This is a genomic window from Bradyrhizobium sp. AZCC 1578 (assembly GCF_036924675.1).
GTDB lineage: Bacteria > Pseudomonadota > Alphaproteobacteria > Rhizobiales > Xanthobacteraceae > Bradyrhizobium.
Map to the genome: position 1 here is coordinate 6,600,439 of NZ_JAZHRZ010000001.1, position 16,464 is coordinate 6,616,902.

Below are 16,464 nucleotides of genomic sequence, written 5' to 3' on the forward strand. Positions count from 1 at the left end.
TGCCGCTTTTTCCTGCTTGAGAGCGGCGTCTTCAACCCTTGGAGCGGGACGGCCCATGCGCAAACTACTATTTGGAATCGCACTCACACTACCAATCGCTTTCATGTCCCCGGCAACGGCGATGCCCCGCGGCTACCCGCTGATCCACGACTCTCTGGTCAAGGGAGATCTGATCGAAGTAAAGGGCGGGCACGGCCGCGGGCATGGTTGGGGCCGCGGCCACGGTTACCGTCCGTTTGGTTGGAGCCGCGGCCGAAAAGTCGGTTGGCGCGGCCGTGGCTGCCCGCCGGGTCACTGGAAGAAGGGCTGGTGCTGAAACCGGACGGCCGGCCACTTCCCTCTAGGGCGGCTACAAGGCCCGTGCCGCGTTGCCCTTGAACAGGATTGGGCCGGTCGGTCGTCCGATGGGTGAGCCGCCTTCGGGCTCCAGCGTGATCTCGAACAGTTGATCTTGCGCGGTTTCCGGCAGCGACTCCAGGTCGAGCTGCAGCGTGCGCGACTGACCGGTGAGGCCGATCGACTTCGGGCCAATCGCGCGATCCCACAAGGTCCAAACCTGCAGCGTTCGGCCGGGAGGAACCTCGATCGGCCGCAACGGTATCAACTCGACCCGGCCGTTCGAAAAGGCGTTGACGATGGCGCCGGCCTCTTTCGTCGTGTCGTTCACCAGCACGGCGACGTAAATCGGCTTGCGCTGGGCGAGCGCGATCATGTCATGACGAAGCTGGCGCGACGTCGCCAACGCACCGATCATGATTGTCGCAAAAAGCAGTGCGGCGAAGGCTCCGCCGATACCGAGGCCGCGCCAGAACCGGATGTTGTCCCACAGTGTGGCGCCGCGCAGCGCGGCGCGTGCGGAGGGCAGGGCGTCGATCGGCGCGATTCTGGTTGCATCCACGATGCGCTGCCAAAGCGCCGGGCTCGGTGGAGTTTCCTCGGCAGTGAGATCGAGGTCCGCAAGCCGTTCCCGCCACGCGCTGACAGCCTGAGCAAACGATTGGTCGGTTGCGATGCGCTGTTCGGCGGCGGCGTGCTCTGCACCGTCAAGGAGGCCCATCACGTAATCGGCGGCCATGGCGTTATCGGCTTCGTGCGGGTTCATCCCATGCACTCCTGCAACGCAAAGAGGCTACGCCGTACCCAGCTCTTGACCGTGCCGAGCGGAACCTTGAGCCGTCCCGCCAATTCGCCGTGGCTCATACCGTGAACATAGGCGAGCACCACGACGTCGCGACGGGGGCGATCGATCTGCTCGAGACACCGGCGCAGCGCGCTGGTCTCCGGCATCCGTGACAGAGTGGTCTCGCAGTCGACATCCGCGATGCTTTCATCGGATGCTTCGTAGCGGTGCTCATCGCGATGAATACTGAGGGCACGGTTGCGCACCACCGCATAGAGCCACCCCCGCGCGCTGCCGCGGCGCGGATCGAAGCCGGCCGCGCCGCGCCAGATCCGGATAAAGGCGTCGTGCACCGCTTCTTCCGCTAGGTCCTGCCGAAACAGGATGCGGCGCGCGATGCCGACCATGCGCGGCGCCTCGCTGTCGTAGATCACGCGCAATGCGGTGCGGTCGCCGGCCGCGCAGCGCGCCAGGGCCGCGGTAAGCTGCGCCTCGCGCTCCCCATCGAACAGGGCAGGAGCCTGCAGGTTGGCGGTGATGGTGCCATTTCCAGTCATGTCTATGCCCTTGCATAGTTGTTCTACCTTGAGATGCGGCATTTGGATGCATGTGTCGAAAATAATTTTCAGTGTGCTGCATCCGTTTCGCCGCGCCGCCGGTACCCGCTGTGTTGGTCCCGAGAGGATCATAGCAACACAGGGAGCTCACCAATGAATTATCGTTCGATTTTCGCCGCTTCGGCCGCACTATTGCTGTCATCCGCAGCCGCCAACGCCGCGCAGGTCGCAGCCCTGATCGGCGGCGACACCATTGCGATGGTCGATACCGCGCAGAAGAAGGCGACCGGGTCGGTCAAGGTCACCGGCATTTCCGGTGCGCTGGTCGGCATCGACGTACGTCCGGCTGACGGCATGCTCTATGGACTGGTCGACGATGGCACCATTGTGACCATTGCGATGGACGGCAAGGCCACGACGAAATCCAAACTTGACACCATGCTCGCCAAGGGCGTAGCCGCGACGGTCGATTTCAACCCGGTGGCGGATCGCCTGCGCGTGATGGGCGCGGACGGGATGAACCTGCGGGCGAATGTCGATGACGGCAAGGTGACCAAGGACGGCGATCACAAGTTTGCCGATAGCGACATGCACAAGGGCGAAAAGCCGAACATCGTCGCCGGCGCCTATATCAATTCGGTGAAGGGCGCAAAGGAAACGGCATTGTTCAACATCGACGGCACCATCGGCGGATTGATCAAGCAGGCGCCGCCGAATGACGGCGTGCTCGGCGCGATCGGCAAGCTCGGGATCAAGGCGGATACCGTCGCGTTTGACATCTGGTCCGACGGTAACGGCAAGAACGAAGCCTGGCTGATGGCGGGCGGCACGCTCTACAGCATCGACCTCGCGACCGGAAAGGCGACCGAGGCTGCAAAGATCGCCGGCGTCAGCGGCACGGTCAAGGACATCGCCATCATGGGAATGTAGCCGACCGCTGCCATCTCCGGACGCCGGGATTCTGCCGGTTGCTTGCGCGACCGGCAGAACTTTCCGGTGAATTCGGGCTCAGCCAGGTGCTTACGCCTTCTTCAACGTCTCGAGCGCGTTGCGGACATTGGGATCGAGCCCGGTCCCGCCATTGTCCAGATGGGCGAAGATCGCCTTGCGCATCCGCGGGTCCCAGAACTTTCTGATGTGCTCGGCTATGCCGGGGCACGGCCTTATCTTGTCCCTGGCTCTGAAAGAATTTGCCGAGTTGATTGGCCATGTAGATCAAACGGTCAGGCGACATGGGCGGCTCCGGCAGCGCCAGTATGTTGTGCAACCGCAATCCGCTGTGGATGCGTGAAGATCTCAAATCCATCCGCATGTGCGATGGCCGCGAGCGTGATACCGGCGGCACCCGCGATGCGAACGGCAAGCGCGGTCGGTGCTGACACCGCGACCATCAGCGGGGCGCCGATCGCGGCGGTCTTCTGCACCATCTCGACTGAGACGCGGCTGGTCAGCAGCACTATGCCGGCGGCGGCCGGAATGGCAGCCTGCGCCAGCGCGCCGGCGATCTTGTCGAGCGCGTTGTGGCGGCCGACGTCCTCCCGCAACGCCACGAGGCCGTGCGCAGGCGTCCAGAATGCCGCCGCATGCACCGCGCGGGTCTGGATGTTGATCTGCTGCAATGGGATAAAAAATTGGACAATATGAATGTCGAATTTCCGTCCCTCGGACGCCGTTTTGAAGTATTGGCGCCTTCGCGCCCGTGCTATTTGTGGCACTTGGGCGACCGCCCATACGGCCAAATTTCGTGGGATTTCTCGGTGATCGACAAGCTTGAACTTCTGCTGGCGCTGGCAAAGGAGCGGCATTTTGGGCGGGCGGCGGAAGCCTGCGGCGTCACCCAGCCGACCATGTCGACCAGCCTCAAGCAGCTTGAGGAAATTCTCGGCGTCATGCTGGTGCAGCGCGGCTCCCGGTTCCAGGGCTTTACGCCGGAGGGCGAGCGCACGCTCGACTGGGCGCGGCGCATCGTCGGCGACGCCCGCGCGATGCGGCAGGAGATCAACAGCCTCAAGGACAAGCTCTCCGGCGAAATCAGGATCGCCGCGATCCCGACCGTGCTCGGCATGGTGGCGCAGCTCACCACGCCGTACCGCGCGCGATACCCGGACGTGCGCTTTCGCATCCAGTCCTGCACGTCGGCCGATGTGCTGGGCCTTCTCGAAAATCTCGAGGTGGATGCCGGGCTGACCTATATCGAGAACGAGCCGATCGGCAAGGTTCGCACCATTCCGCTCTATAACGAAAGCTATCGCCTGCTGACGGCGCCCGACGCCATGTTCGGCGACCGCAAGCAGGTCACCTGGAAGGAGGTCGGGCAGGTGCCGTTGTGCCTGTTAACGCCGGACATGCAGAACCGCCGCATCATCGATCGCGCGCTGGCCTCCGTCGGAGCCGAGGCCACGCCGACGCTGACCTCGAACTCGCTGCTGGTGCTCTACACGCACGTGAAGACCGGGCGCTGGGCGAGCGTGATGCCGGCCAAGCTTGCGGAGACACTGGGGTTGGCTGACTCCGTCCGCAGCATTCCGATCGTCGATCCCGTCGTCGACTACAGCATCGGCATGGTGATCCCGCAGCGCGATCCGATGACGCCGCTGATCGCAGCGCTGGTGCAGGTCGCCCGCGAGGTGGCGCCGACCCTGGCGTAGATCAGGCCGCCTCGGCCTCGGCCCTTGCTTTCGGCTTCGGCTGTTGCGGTTCGCGCGGCAGCACGATGCGGACGACGGTGCCGGTGCCGAGCTTGGAGCGCAGCCGCATCGTGCCGCCATGCAGGCTGGTCAGCGACCGCGCGATAGCTAATCCGAGGCCCGATCCCTGGTAGGTCTTGGTGAGCTGGCTTTCGACCTGCTCGAACGGCTTGCCCAGCCGCCGCAGCGAAGCGGGCGCGATGCCGATGCCGGTATCGGCGATCATCAGCACGATCGAGTTGGGTAGCACATGGCTGCGCACCGTGACCTTGCCGTCGTCGGGGGTGAATTTTACGGCATTGGACAGGAGGTTGACGAAGATCTGCTTGACCGCACGGCGGTCGGCCATCACGGAAATGGTGCTTTCGATATCGGCGTCCAGCGTCAGGTGCTTGTCCTCGGCACGCCCGGACACCACGCGCAGCGACTCTGCCAGGATCTTCGACAGATCGAGCTGCTCCATGTCGAGCTTCATGCGGCCGGCCTCGATCTTCGACATGTCGAGGATGTCGTTGATGACTTCGAGCAGGTATTTGCCGCTGGTGAGGATGTCGTGGCAGTACTCTTGATATTTGTCGGAGCCGAGCACGCCGAACATGCCGCTGCCCATGATCTCGGAGAAGCCGATGATGGCGTTCAGCGGGGTGCGCAGCTCATGGCTCATATTGGCGAGGAATTTCGACTTCGCCTGGTTGGCTTCCTCGGCGCGGTTCTTCTCCTGCGAATATTTTTCCGCCAGATCGGCCAGCTCGGCCTGCGAGCGCTTCAGATCGAGCACGTTGGCGCGCAGGCGGGCGTCGTTTTCGATCAGCTTCTGCTCGTGCTCCTTGATCCGGGTGATGTCGGTGCCGACCGAGACGTAGCCGCCGTCCTTGGTGCGGCGCTCGCTGATATGCAGCCAGCTTCCGTCGTCGAGCTGCGCCTCGAATGTGCGGGCTCCCGGCGCTTGCGCGCCGGTCTCCTGCAGTCTGGTGCGAACCTCCGGCATGCTGCCGACCTCGATTACGGTCTCGTACGACGTGCCGGGGGTCACCGCCGTATCGGGCAATTTGTGCAGGCGCTGAAAATGCGAGTTGCAGAGCACGAGGCGATCTTCCGCGTCCCACAGCACGAAGGCTTCCGGAATGGTTTCGATCGCGTCGCGCAGCCTGAGGTCGGCTTCCACGGTCTTCTCGGCGAGGCTCTTCTGCTCGGTGATGTCGACCGCGATGCCGATCAAATGCAGCCCGCCATCGGCCGAGGTGTGACTGAGCTCGCAGCGCACGCGCAGCCAGATCCAGTGGCCGCCGGTGTGCTGCATGCGGAAGCTCTGGTCGATGTGGGTGATCTTGCCGGCGATCATCTGGTCGGCGATCGCGAACAGGTCGATGTCGTCGGATTTCACCAGCGCGTTGACTTCGCCGAAGGTGAGGAGATCGTTGCGGGAGTCGAGGCCGAGCATCGTGAACATCGATGCCGACCAGAAGATGCGGCCGCGCGAGAGGTCCCAGTCCCACAATCCGCAGCGGCCGCGGTTTAGCGCGGTATCGATCCGGCCGCGCACTGCGTCGTTGATCAGATCGCCCTCGCGGGCGCGGGTCGATTGCCAGTGGAAGGCGAAGCCGAGGATCAGCACGACGAAGCCGGTGGTGGCCGACAGCGTCACCGACAGAGCGGCATCCGAACCCCACAGCGGCTCGTTCCGTTCCTGGATGACGATGACCATGCCCGGCAGTGATTTGACCAACCGCGAGATCGCCATGGCGCCGTTGCCGTTCGGCAGCGTCATGTCGCTGACGACGCCCTGCTGGCCGGGCGTGGCGAGCAGTTGCGCCGTGCTGATGACGTCGAGGATGCGATCGCCGCCAAGGCTGCCTTCGACGGGAACGCGGGCCAGAATCCGGTGGTCCGAGCCGGTGATGATGACGTGGCGGCCGCTCGCAGCGCCCCAGGCCGGGATCAGGTCCGGCAGCAGGCTCTGCAGCCGTTCGATATTGGCGGCGCGATCCTGCCGGACCGACGCGAAGCGGTCGAGCCGTTCGGCTAGGAGCTCGGTGAGCGCGGAGAGATCGCGCTTCATGGCGGCGCGCTTCTGCCGGCTCTGGTCGATCACCTGCACGAAGGCGCCGAGGCAGATCGTGATCAGGAAGGCGATGATGAGCGTGGGCACGGCGCGGCGAAGCGCCGGCTCTGCGGTGAGCAGCCGGTGGTAGGCAGGTTTTGCGATCGATTGCGCCAATCCTTTGATCGAATCGGATTGGACACACGCGTTCGCCGCATGCGCGCGCGCCATGCTTTAGACCCCCGCCGAAGGCTCTTTTGCACATTGTCCGGAAGCACCCCGTAGCTTCCGAATCATGCCGATTTGAATCCACTTTTTTCGGGCTGTCGAGAGTCAACGATTCGTTAATTCGAAATAAATCTTGTCCAACACGAATTAAGGCACGCTCGATGCGAGTCCGAAACGGGAACGGGCGCAAACCTACGCGCGCGGCGGTTCGGCATGGCTGATGACGCGCTTGATCGACGGGAACGCGTGGCGCAGCGCGCGCTCGATCTCGTCGACGTTCTCATGCACCTTGATCACGCTCATCGACGGTGCGGCGCGGCAATGGAAGTTGACGATTTCGCCCGCATCGGTGTCGCGGACCCGCACATTGTGAATGTCATGGATCGCGCCGTTGCCGCCGGCAAAGCGCGACAGCGCGGCCTTGATGGTTTCGACGCGCTCAGGCGCAGCGTCGGTGCCGTGCGGCAATTCCGGCCCGAGCGGCTCGATGTGGGTGTCGACCTCGACGTCCTCGCCAAATTCCTCGCGGATGCTGCGCTCCAGGTCGTGGGCGATGGCGTGCGCGGCGGTGAGTTCCATGTCGCCGTCGACTTCGAGGTCGATGCCGACAATCAGCCGGGCGCCGAGATCGTGCACCGTGACGTGGTGGACGGCGAGGCCGGAATTGCGGGCGATCACCATGATGCGCTCGCGCACGCTCTCATTGTCGCGCGCGACCGGCACCGCGGTGAAGGTGAGGTCGGCGTCGCCGAGCGCTTGCGTGACCGCGACTTGCGCGGTCTTCTTGATCGCCTCGACCCGGTCGATCGGGTAGGTGCGCGGCACTTTGACGATAGCGTCGATGAAATGCGTCGGCCCGACCATGCGCACGCGCACGCGTTCGACACCGACCACGCCGGGCACCGCGCGGATCGCCGCGGTCGCTTTTTCCGACGCGCCCGCCGGCGCGCGGTCGAGCAGGGTTTCGACGGTGGAGCGCCCGAGCCTCAGGCCGAGGATCGATATCATGACGGCAACGGCGATGGCGGCAACCGAGTCGCCCCAGGCATAGCCGAGCCCGGTCAGCGCCAGGCCGGCGATGACGGCGACGGATCCCAGCACGTCGGAAGCGAAATGCAGCGCGTCCGCCGCCAGCGCCTGGCTCCGCGTCTGCCGCGCCGTGCGATGCAGCGCCCGCGCGCGCCAGAAATTGACCGCGATATCGATCACCAGCACGACGAAGGGGACAGCCGATATCGTCGGCGGCGGCGCACCTTCGCGCAGCCGGCTCCAGGATTCGACCAGGATGCCGCCGGCCAGCACGTAGAGCAGTGCGATGACGAACAGCGCCGACAGGCTCTCGAACTTGCCGTGGCCGTAATGATGTTCCTCGTCGGCTGGCTGGTCGGATACCCGCACCACGAGCCACGTGATGACGGTCGCGATCACGTCGACGGAGGAATGCAGCGCCTCCGAGATCAGCGCGAGCGAGCCGATCGCGATACCCACCGCGAACTTCGCCGCAGCCATGCCGGCGCTGGCGAAGATCGAGATCGCCGCGACGTTGGTTTTTATGGTGGGGATAGTGGTCATGGCCAGCGGTTTAGCAGGGCGCTGTGTGGGATTAAAGCTGACAGTTGGATGCGCAATCGCCACTCACTTGCAGGAGCGATTTGTTGCGAATTGTTCCGAGTTGATTTTCGCGTCGTCCCTGCGAAAGCAGGGACCCATAGCCACCGATGCCTGTTGTAGGCGAAGCTGTAGCTCCAGCGTCGCGCAACATGGACATCTGTGGTTGACGATAGGCTTGCGCGCATTGGACACGCCTCCGCATTCTCGCGGCGCGATCCGCCCGAGCTTTGCAAATTCATCCGCCCTACTGGAAGAGGGCGCAGGGAATGCCGGGTGCTTGCTGCACCCGCGGTCTCGTGTGCAAGTAGCGCAAAAGAAACGCACACGAGCATACAGGTACAGCCGAGGCACTCCGGCATTCCCTGCGCAGTGGTTTTACGGCTTATACCGCGCTCTCCCTGGAGACGAATTCCTCTTGCCTCCATCGCTGCCGGATTAAAGGCTTGTCGAACCCGGTTGGGCTCGACGCACCTCCGTCAGCTTGACACCAGCCACGGGTGCCAGGACCACACGGTTTTGCTGTACGCTTCAGCGCCGTACGTCCTGCGCGCCGTGTCCGCTCACGGCCGAAGAGCCGCCCTGCGAACAACTTCTCGCGCCGACGCTGCCGCGTCCACCGCATCCCGCCCCACGTTCGTGACGATGGCCAACGCCCCTCTTGTCGGGACGGGACGGCGGGATTTGTAAGCGTGATTTGGGTCTGCGGCGAAGCTGAATATTTTTGATGCGACGACTGGACGGGGCAAATCACGTTGAAAATTGATTATTCGAGAAAAATCGATTTTTCGTGCACGCCGGTTATTTGCCCAACCAGCAGGACAGAGCCGCACTGCCATTGCTAGCTTCTGAACCGATAGAACCAAGGCGGCGCACTGAAAAACATCGGCCAAGCAGGGGACTAATGCCGACTAAAACCTGTGCTGCATGAGTCGGTAGCTGGGCTATAGCAGACACCACATTGGTCTTGCCTGTGTCGGCTTTTGAGCCGACGGCTTGTCGAGCTCGCATGCCCTATTTCACGAGGTAGGCAAGCAGGAGTTCGGCGAGCTCGCGTGGATGGGAGAGCGCAACCAAGTGGCCGCCTGGGATTTCGTCGACGGTCTTGCCGAGCCGCTCGTGCGCCACGCGTGCCTGAAAGTCGCGCGGAAAGAACCGATCGTCTTGACCGGCCACGACGTGAATCGGAACGTCAGGCCACGCTTGGAAGTTCGCGGGCTCGCTAAAGGCGATCTCGGACTCCCGGCGCTCGTGCGCGGCTCCTTCTTCGGCGATATCCTTTGGCACATCATGAAGGAAATACGTAGCGAGATCGAACTCGACGCTGTAGCCACCACGCTTGGCTGCAGCCTGCCGCGCTTCGAGCCACCCAGTATGGCCCCACCACTCACCGGCCGTTTCGCCGGGAAGAGGGATCATCGCGTTCACGAAGGTGAGCATGCGAATCGGCGTCCGAGCGCGAGCGCACACGAGCGCTGCCGTGAATGCGCCCATCGATTGAGCAACGATCACCACGTCTTTTCGCTTTCCGATCAAGGCGACGACGAGGTCGGCGTAGGCGTGTAGCCCTGCGTGAGCGTCGTCACCGGGTAGATCGACGGCGAGCGCCTCGTGACCGGCTTGCCGGAGCAATGGTAGGACGCGATGCCAATACCATGCGGCACCGCCAGCTCCAGGGATTAGAACGAAGGTGGTCATCAATGCCAAGCGAGTTTGCTGCGAAATAAGTAGGGCTTCGGCACGTCCCGCCGGACACTATGGTACTGCACGGTCGCGGGGCGCGGAAGGGGTGCATGTCGCCTTCGGTACATCCGTATCCATCCGGTGAAGGCCCCCGGGCCTCCAACCGCACTATCATTCCCATCTCGAACACCAGAGCTGCTGACATGACGTTGTCAGCAGCCGGCGACTACAGTGCCGACCGCGGGGGATCGATGAATGGCTTATCGGCTGCAGTGCGTCGGCGCTTCGGGCAATTCGTTCAAGGTCGCATTATTCCTCAATTGTGCCTACGGGCTTCGCGACAGGTATCGTCCGCTTGTTTGGCCCCAGCGGACATGCCAACCCTCCGATTGGTGTGTCTGCTTCCGGGGGAGGCCGGACATGGCGAAGTAAACCGCCACGTCCGCCAACTGACCACAGCCTGAAATTTTCGATCCCAGCCGGCTCCGCTGACGTTCGAAAAATTACTAGCGCGCAACAAATCCCGCACCTCGTGCGCATAAAACATTGACGGGCTGAATTTTCTCTGCGTTTAGATCATGACATTCGTCGCGGGTGAAATTGCCTGCACTCTTAGAGGACCGTAATGCGCAACGCACGCACACACATCGCAGAGACTGCCGCCCGCGTCCGGCCGCTTATTCGGCTGGCCGATTGGTCGTGCATGTCCGTGATGGCGTGGGGCCCGAACTTTCAGCTCGAAGCGGGGCTGATCCGCAAAGCAAGAGTGTAACTCTCGGCGCAGGGCCGCTCCCTCCGCCGAACCGGCAGGAGGGCAAGATGAACGCCCGCAACGACGTCAAGAGACCATCCGATCAGAGCTTGGGCGCGAGGCCTTTGCTGGCAGCGGCTCGACGGCGATTTGCCGCGCGGGTTGATTTTCTCGTGGCTCGCTGGCTCGAGCGCTGCGCCACGAACGCCGAGGCCGCACAATGGTTGTTCAAGACCGATCGGAAGCCCACACGTGAGTTCGGGATGGGCGTGAGCCTTGTCGTTTCATCTCCACGTTGGGATGAGTCGCCATGACGGGGGCAGGGGGGTGGGGATAGCTTCAAGGTATGGAGAGAGGCTGCCCAGATGGCAGCCTCCCTTAATCTGTTGCAGATCACCAGTGGTGACCTGATGCGTCCTCAAAGCAAGGCTCTCCCTGTTCAATGTCGACTCTTCACGAACCGGATCTGACGATGTCTGCTTACGCGGGCAAGGCAGATCTCCCGGTTGCATCTCCGGACTTCCGAGTTTGACCGAGGCTGCTCAGCTACTTGGGCCGGCGCCCCCTTATCGCATGCGCGCGTGCATCACATGTTATGTGGTCATCGGCGCCTGCTGGTAGGCGAGCACGCACCCGTAACCTGAGCGTATCAACGTCCCTCGATTGCATAGCGGCAACCGTAGGCCCAAGCGAAGGGGACTTGAGATTTGTCATCCAGAAATCGTCAAAATTTGCAAAGGTCCGGCTTACGGTGATCTCCCGCGTTTGCACGTCCTCGAGGCCTGCACCGATCCACAAGTCGCGTAACGCTTCCATTCGAGACGCGTCCATCCGTGGTGGGCGCGGAGGCGCAATGCCCATTGCCTGTATCTCAAGGAGGATTGGATCTAGCGGAAACCCGCCACCCAGCATGTCCCACATGTAGGTCGCGACTGCACCGCCCGGGCGAACTACTCGAACCATCTCGCTAACGCCCTTCGCGGGGTCCGGAACGAACACAAGTACCAAGGCCATCACGCCTGCATCGAAACTGCCATCGCCGAAGGGAAGCGCCATAGCATCGCCCTTACAATACTGTGCCAGGCGCGACGCAGTTCGTGTGCGTGCAAAAGCGAGCTGCGCGTCAGATGGATCAATACCTTGGACCTCCACGGGGCTACATCGCTCGACCAATAGCTCAGTGAAGGCCCCGTTGCCGCAGCCGACGTCGATCCACCGCAAACCCGGGGATGGCGCCAACCAATCAAGGAAGATTTGACCAGCGAGTCGGCTCCAGACTCCCATCATCTGCTCATAGGCGGCACCGTCATCGAATCGAATTTCTTGTTCGACCATTGCTGAAGCTCCTGCCGCGGCCCCCAATTGCACCGCTCAACGGTACCATTACCCTAGTCGTGTTGCCACAGCCGCGCGGACGCGCGCTTGGCCTGAAATTGGCTTATTGCAGACGTGGCTGGCGGCGCGGCCCATGTCAGCGCGCAGCGCGCAGGGCGGATTAGCCGCAGGCGTAATCCGCCGCTGCATCTGCAGCAAGATGGCGGGTTACGCTGCGCTAATCCGCCTACGACTGTTGTTACGCGTCAATCAAGAATCAGGGCGACCAACACGTCGCTCCTGCTCCCGCTTCCTGCGTGTAACGCAGTCCACACTCCTCGTCCGGATTGCTGGTATGCCGGTAAGCCACGAGCCAGTCGGCAAAGACAGCTTGCGGGGCTTGGTGGTCGACGGTCGGGTCGTTGAGGAGGCCGAGCGGTTCGCATGTGATTGCCAATCAACAAACGAAGGGGTTTGTTCAAGTAGATGGGCAACCAAAGGGGCGAGGTAAGAGTTCTGAGAGGGCAATCATGGAGGTATTGGCTCCGACAAAATCGTAACCTGCAACCCATCTGGGAGGAAACCATGAGGTATCATCTCAATTCATCGTGGATGTGCGGTTGTGTTGTGCTTGCCTTGGCAGCCCCGGCGGCCTCTGTGTCGGCCGTGGCGGAAGAATCAGGCCAATGGTTCGGTCGAGCCGTTCTGGTCACCCTATCGAGCAAGAGCGTGAAGCTGGAACACCGGGCTGACCATACGGTGTCAGTCACTGAATACGACGGTGCCGTGTTCAATGCCGACGGCAAGCCCTTTCTCGACAAAGCCCGCTATCAGGTGGTTGATCAAACGGATGCTGGCATGTCCAGCGGCGGCTACAAGACCTTCACGGAGGCCGATGGATCCAAGGTCTTTGCCAAGTACGTCCTGAAAGACGCGAAGCCGCGGGAGTTCCGCGGGACATTCCAGTTCACCGGCGGCACGGGTAAGTATGCGGGGATCACAGGCAGCGGCGATTACCATGTCGTCCTGATCAGTGACACGGCCTTGTGGGATGAACTCCGTGGCGAGTACAAGATTCCGGGTGACAAGCCGACCACGGGGAGCGCAGCGCCTCCGCGGTGAACTGCTGAAATTCGGCATTTGATTTCCGCTGCTGGCACATTTGAGACGTGCCACGGAGCCCACGACAATCATTGCCGGTCGACATTCCGCGGATGACGCCTTGTCGAGTACGCCATCCGCACCTGCAATCGGTCTTCTACGAAGAAACGAGCCTTAAGCCTTCAGGTCCGTGATCCGCATGATCGCGACCGAGCTGCTAATTCTTGGCTCGCAGGATGCTGATGCGAGATTCGTCGACAAAATTCTTGCTGTCCTGATCGGACCGGCGGAAGAGGTTGCGTTCGACAACGAGTGAACGGCCACTGATCGTCTTGGTGCAGCGCTCCTTGAGATAGATGCCTCCCACTGGCTGGTCTCCTGCACCCGGCTGGCCCTCGGTACATGCCCAGCCGTCCGAGCCGTAGCGCGACTTGGCCTGCAGCCCCAGGAGAAACGCCTTCTTTCGGATATAGAGACGCGCCTTCGGATCGGTCTCGATCTGCAAGCCGGCAACGTGCGCAGTATCGTCGATCAGCAGGGTGAGGATCGCCGGATGACCCGCCACCATCGTGCCGTCGCGGCTGGTCGACGGATCGTAACCAAATCGGATCGCCCGTGTTCCATTCGCGTCGGCAGGGCAGTCACGCCAGTTTTGCCAGCCAGCCAATGTGCGCTTCGGGTCCGCCGCGCAGTAGAAGTCGACGTAACCGGTCTCCGCCAACTCGGCCGCAGCCATTCCGAGGCGAATGTCACGCAGATCGTTGCCGCTGAATTCTTCCGCACCAGCCGGAGAGCTCGGGAGCACGACGGCCTGCCAGGCAAGCAGGCCCGCAGCAAGAACGCCCGGCAGCTTCAGTCTGCGCATCACTGGCCCTTCCCGGTGCTGGCGGTCGCATCATCTGGCTTCTGAGCTTGGTTCTTGTAGACGTCGCATACCCGCGAGGTGCTTGAGAAGAAGGCGGCGCATTGCGCGTAAGTGGGTTCGCCGGCTCCCTTGATGTGGGCGATTACGTAGTCGGCGACGGCTTCAATATCCTTCGGCCGCAGAAACGTTCCGCCCTCGGGCGGCATCTGTCCCCCCGCGTCCTGGCGGTTCATGCCGTGGCATTTCACCTCGTCGTAGGCGCCGCGTATAAAGAACGGCATCCCGGTGCCCGGCCGCCCGCAGCCGACGATTTCAATGATCTGATCCCGCGTCAGCTCGGTCTTGCGCAGCGACAGCGCATCACCGCCGTAGCCGCCGCCGCCATTGCCGTGCCATTTGTGGCAGCCCACGCAATTGGCCTTACTGAAAACGGCCTTGCCGGCATTGGTCGGATCCGAAGCTGGCGCTTGCGCCGACTGACCGAAAGCTGTGGTACCAATCGAGAAATTCAGGGCGACGACGCTCACGATCAGCATGCCTGCCGCCGGGAATCTGCTGAAGATCATCATTGCGTCTCTTGTCGAAGGAGGGCCCGCGATTGGCGGACCCTCCGTTTTTTGGATGTCAGAGTGCGAATACGTAGAGCATCGATCCCGGCTGTATCTTCTTCAGTTCGGGCGTCGAATCGATGAACCACTTGTCCCAGGCGCCGCCCAGGCCGACCAGGATGGCAACGTACTGTTTGCCATCGACCGTAAAGGTCATCGGCGGTGCGTTGACGCCGCCGCCCGTGTTGAACTCCCAGAGCTTCTGCAATGACTTGGCGTCAAGCGCCATCACTTCGCCGGACGGCTGACCGGTGAAGACGAGGTCGGGAGTTGCAAGCATGCCGCCCAAATTGGGGAACGGCGTTTCCATTTTTTGGGCGATCTTGCCGGTCGTCACATCGATCGCAGTCACGCTGCCGGTGATCCTGAATGGCTGGCTCGGGCCGCCGCCGGTCCAGAACTCCCGAGGCTTCAGCTTGTCCGGCGTCATCACCTCGACTTTGATGCGATTGCAGCTCTCGATCACCGGGATGTACCAGAGCCTCAGATCCGGATTGTAGGCCGTCGGCGGCCAGTTCTTGCCGCCCATGTTGCCGGGGCAGATGTCGGTTTCCAAGTTGGTGCGGCTTGGTGTCACCGACGCGATATAGGTCTGCACGGCCTTGTTCGGGTCATACTCGATCGGCTTGCCGGTCTCCGCATCGAGCCCTTTGGTCCATGTGACTTTCTTGACGAACGGGAGGCCCCAGACGAACTTGCCGGTGGTGCGATCGATCGCATAGGCGAAGCCGTTGCGGTCGGCTTCGAGCGCGAGCTTCCGCGGACCACTGGGCCCGGGGACGTCGACCAGCACGTTTTCCGCCACGCTGTCGTAGTCGTAGGGGTCGTTTGGCGTGTGCTGATAATGCCACTTGATCTTGCCAGTCGTGGCATCAAGGGCCAGCGAACTATCGGTGTAAAGGTTGTCGCCTGGCCGATATTCATTATCCCAGTCCGGCCCGGGGTTGCCGATGCCCCAGATGATGGTGTCCGTTGCTGGATCGTAGGTGCCTGTTACCCAGGTCGAACCGCCGCCGGCGGCGGCGGCGTTGTTGCTGTCTTTCCAGGTCTCGCTGCCGGGCTCGCCCTTGCCCGGGATTGTGTGGGTGCGCCAGACCTCCTTCTGGGTCGTCAGGTCGGTGGCGGCGATCCAGCCACGGATGCCGTATTCCGCGCCCGCCACGCCGGTGATCGCCATGTTCTTGACGATCAGCGGCGCGCCGGTGATCACCTCGCCCTTGTCCGGATCGGCCACCGTGCGCTGCCAGGCAACCTGACCGGTTTCCTTGTTGGTCGCGATCAGCCGGCCATCAAGCGTATGGGAAATGACGAGATCACCCCACAATGCGACGCCGCGGTTGTCGACGCCGCAGCACGCCACGGCGCCAGCCCAGTCACGGTCGGTCTTGGGGTCCATCTTCCAGAGCAACACGCCGCGGCCACCATGCGCATCGATCTTGTAGACTGAACCCCATCCATCGGTGACGTAGAGAAAGCCGTTTTCGGCAATCGGAGTGCCTTCCAGCCCGCCATGGCTCCAAATGCCGCCGCCTTCGATGCCGCCGAGATGCATGGTCCAGGCGACCTTCAGGTTCTTCACGTTATCGCGGTTGATCTCCTTCAGAGTGGAGAACCGGTGAGCCGAGTAATTCTGATGATGATGAAGCCAGTTGCCCGGCTCCTTCTCGACGTTGAGCAGCCGTTCCTGATTGACCTCGTCGGCGGCGGACGCGGGCAGTGCGGCCGTGATGCCCGCGGCAGTGACTGCAATAGCGAGCAGGCGCGCTCGCGTGGAGATTCTTGTGTGACCTGAAAATCGCTCCATGAGAAATGCCCTCCTTTTGGCGGTCCACGTTAAATCGAGCGTCCGGCACATCCGGGCGTTTAGCTGAGAAGCCTCGTTCAGCGGCTCACCGGGCCGC

At 62.5% G+C, this 16,464-nt stretch carries 13 protein-coding genes and 2 pseudogenes; 4 read left to right on the forward strand and 11 right to left on the reverse strand.

The annotated features are described in order from the left end of the window. Positions 1–349: 349 nt before the first annotated feature. Both V1290_RS31395 and V1290_RS31400 read right to left on the reverse strand, forming a co-directional pair. On the reverse strand, positions 350–1,102 hold the full coding sequence (locus V1290_RS31395) for an anti-sigma factor (protein WP_334367948.1): 753 nt from the start codon (positions 1,100–1,102) through the stop codon (positions 350–352). Further along, entirely contained in the window at positions 1,099–1,719 is a 621-nt protein-coding gene (locus tag V1290_RS31400; protein ID WP_334367949.1) for a sigma-70 family RNA polymerase sigma factor, read from the reverse strand. The genes V1290_RS31395 and V1290_RS31400 overlap by 4 nt, the downstream gene beginning before the upstream one ends. Positions 1,720–1,830: 111 nt before the next feature. Here V1290_RS31400 and V1290_RS31405 point away from each other — a divergent pair, with 111 nt between their 5' ends. After that, positions 1,831–2,607 carry a DUF4394 domain-containing protein gene (locus tag V1290_RS31405; RefSeq protein ID WP_334367950.1) on the forward strand — a complete coding sequence of 259 codons (777 nt, stop codon included), beginning with the start codon at positions 1,831–1,833 and terminating at the stop codon, positions 2,605–2,607. 90 nt (positions 2,608–2,697) lie between these two features. On the opposite strand, the pseudogene V1290_RS31410 reads toward V1290_RS31405, so the two are convergent. Together V1290_RS31410 and V1290_RS31415 are read right to left on the reverse strand one after the other, a co-directional pair. Further along, positions 2,698–2,911 (reverse strand): annotated as a pseudogene (locus tag V1290_RS31410) (formate dehydrogenase subunit delta). Beyond that, a pseudogene (locus V1290_RS31415) lies at positions 2,901–3,314 on the reverse strand (formate dehydrogenase accessory sulfurtransferase FdhD); the annotation flags it as partial. The pseudogenes V1290_RS31410 and V1290_RS31415, both read right to left, overlap by 11 nt. Before the next feature lie 120 nt (positions 3,315–3,434). Here V1290_RS31415 and V1290_RS31420 point away from each other — a divergent pair. Then, a complete protein-coding gene (locus tag V1290_RS31420) occupies positions 3,435–4,325 on the forward strand; it encodes a LysR family transcriptional regulator (protein WP_057847652.1) in 891 nt (296 codons plus the stop codon). A gap of 1 nt (position 4,326) precedes the next feature. Here V1290_RS31420 and V1290_RS31425 read toward each other — a convergent pair whose 3' ends face one another. The 3 genes from V1290_RS31425 to V1290_RS31435 all read right to left on the reverse strand — a co-directional run bounded on the left by V1290_RS31425 (position 4,327) and on the right by V1290_RS31435 (position 9,939). Next, the gene (locus tag V1290_RS31425; protein ID WP_334367951.1) at positions 4,327–6,636 is read right to left on the reverse strand and encodes a sensor histidine kinase; all 2,310 of its coding nucleotides are present in this window, start codon (positions 6,634–6,636) and stop codon (positions 4,327–4,329) included. 189 nt (positions 6,637–6,825) lie between these two features. Beyond that, entirely contained in the window at positions 6,826–8,205 is a 1,380-nt protein-coding gene (locus V1290_RS31430; RefSeq protein WP_334367952.1) for a cation-efflux pump, read from the reverse strand. A gap of 1,050 nt (positions 8,206–9,255) precedes the next feature. After that, positions 9,256–9,939: an alpha/beta fold hydrolase gene (locus tag V1290_RS31435; protein ID WP_334369232.1), complete on the reverse strand. Its 684-nt coding sequence runs from the start codon at positions 9,937–9,939 to the stop codon at positions 9,256–9,258. A gap of 804 nt (positions 9,940–10,743) precedes the next feature. On the opposite strand from V1290_RS31435, the gene V1290_RS31440 reads away from it, so the two are divergent. Beyond that, positions 10,744–10,989 carry a hypothetical protein gene (locus tag V1290_RS31440; protein WP_334367953.1) on the forward strand — a complete coding sequence of 82 codons (246 nt, stop codon included), beginning with the start codon at positions 10,744–10,746 and terminating at the stop codon, positions 10,987–10,989. A gap of 232 nt (positions 10,990–11,221) precedes the next feature. Here the strand turns inward: V1290_RS31440 and V1290_RS31445 are convergent, their stop codons facing one another. Further along, positions 11,222–12,010, reverse strand: coding sequence for a class I SAM-dependent methyltransferase (locus tag V1290_RS31445; RefSeq protein ID WP_334367954.1), 789 nt, complete (start codon positions 12,008–12,010; stop codon positions 11,222–11,224). Positions 12,011–12,574: 564 nt separating this feature from the next. Between V1290_RS31445 and V1290_RS31450 the strand changes: the two genes are divergently transcribed. Further along, positions 12,575–13,111 (forward strand): hypothetical protein, encoded by a 537-nt coding sequence (locus V1290_RS31450; protein WP_334367955.1) that lies wholly within the window; start codon positions 12,575–12,577, stop codon positions 13,109–13,111. A gap of 196 nt (positions 13,112–13,307) precedes the next feature. On the opposite strand, the gene V1290_RS31455 is transcribed toward V1290_RS31450, so the two are convergent. From V1290_RS31455 to V1290_RS31465, 3 genes are all read right to left on the reverse strand, one after another. Further along, positions 13,308–13,955, reverse strand: coding sequence for a hypothetical protein (locus tag V1290_RS31455; protein WP_334367956.1), 648 nt, complete (start codon positions 13,953–13,955; stop codon positions 13,308–13,310). Further along, the gene (locus V1290_RS31460; RefSeq protein WP_334369233.1) at positions 13,955–14,491 is read right to left on the reverse strand and encodes a c-type cytochrome; all 537 of its coding nucleotides are present in this window, start codon (positions 14,489–14,491) and stop codon (positions 13,955–13,957) included. The genes V1290_RS31455 and V1290_RS31460 overlap by 1 nt, the downstream gene beginning before the upstream one ends. 88 nt (positions 14,492–14,579) lie before the next feature. Then, the gene (locus V1290_RS31465) at positions 14,580–16,367 is read right to left on the reverse strand and encodes a PQQ-dependent dehydrogenase, methanol/ethanol family (RefSeq protein ID WP_334367957.1); all 1,788 of its coding nucleotides are present in this window, start codon (positions 16,365–16,367) and stop codon (positions 14,580–14,582) included. Positions 16,368–16,464: the final 97 nt, after the last annotated feature.

What these genes read in the sequence shown, in the direction of transcription:
- V1290_RS31395 (WP_334367948.1), bottom strand. Translation starts at nt 1,102, where the DNA reads ATGAACCCGCACGAAGCCGATAACGCCATGGCCGCCGATTACGTGATG.
- V1290_RS31400 (WP_334367949.1), bottom strand. Translation starts at nt 1,719, where the DNA reads ATGCCGCATCTCAAGGTAGAACAACTATGCAAGGGCATAGACATGACT.
- V1290_RS31405 (WP_334367950.1), top strand. Translation starts at nt 1,831, where the DNA reads ATGAATTATCGTTCGATTTTCGCCGCTTCGGCCGCACTATTGCTGTCA.
- V1290_RS31425 (WP_334367951.1), bottom strand. Translation starts at nt 6,636, where the DNA reads ATGGCGCGCGCGCATGCGGCGAACGCGTGTGTCCAATCCGATTCGATC.
- V1290_RS31430 (WP_334367952.1), bottom strand. Translation starts at nt 8,205, where the DNA reads ATGACCACTATCCCCACCATAAAAACCAACGTCGCGGCGATCTCGATC.
- V1290_RS31435 (WP_334369232.1), bottom strand. Translation starts at nt 9,939, where the DNA reads ATGACCACCTTCGTTCTAATCCCTGGAGCTGGCGGTGCCGCATGGTAT.
- V1290_RS31440 (WP_334367953.1), top strand. Translation starts at nt 10,744, where the DNA reads ATGAACGCCCGCAACGACGTCAAGAGACCATCCGATCAGAGCTTGGGC.
- V1290_RS31445 (WP_334367954.1), bottom strand. Translation starts at nt 12,010, where the DNA reads ATGGTCGAACAAGAAATTCGATTCGATGACGGTGCCGCCTATGAGCAG.
- V1290_RS31450 (WP_334367955.1), top strand. Translation starts at nt 12,575, where the DNA reads ATGAGGTATCATCTCAATTCATCGTGGATGTGCGGTTGTGTTGTGCTT.
- V1290_RS31455 (WP_334367956.1), bottom strand. Translation starts at nt 13,955, where the DNA reads ATGCGCAGACTGAAGCTGCCGGGCGTTCTTGCTGCGGGCCTGCTTGCC.
- V1290_RS31460 (WP_334369233.1), bottom strand. Translation starts at nt 14,491, where the DNA reads ATGCTGATCGTGAGCGTCGTCGCCCTGAATTTCTCGATTGGTACCACA.
- V1290_RS31465 (WP_334367957.1), bottom strand. Translation starts at nt 16,367, where the DNA reads ATGGAGCGATTTTCAGGTCACACAAGAATCTCCACGCGAGCGCGCCTG.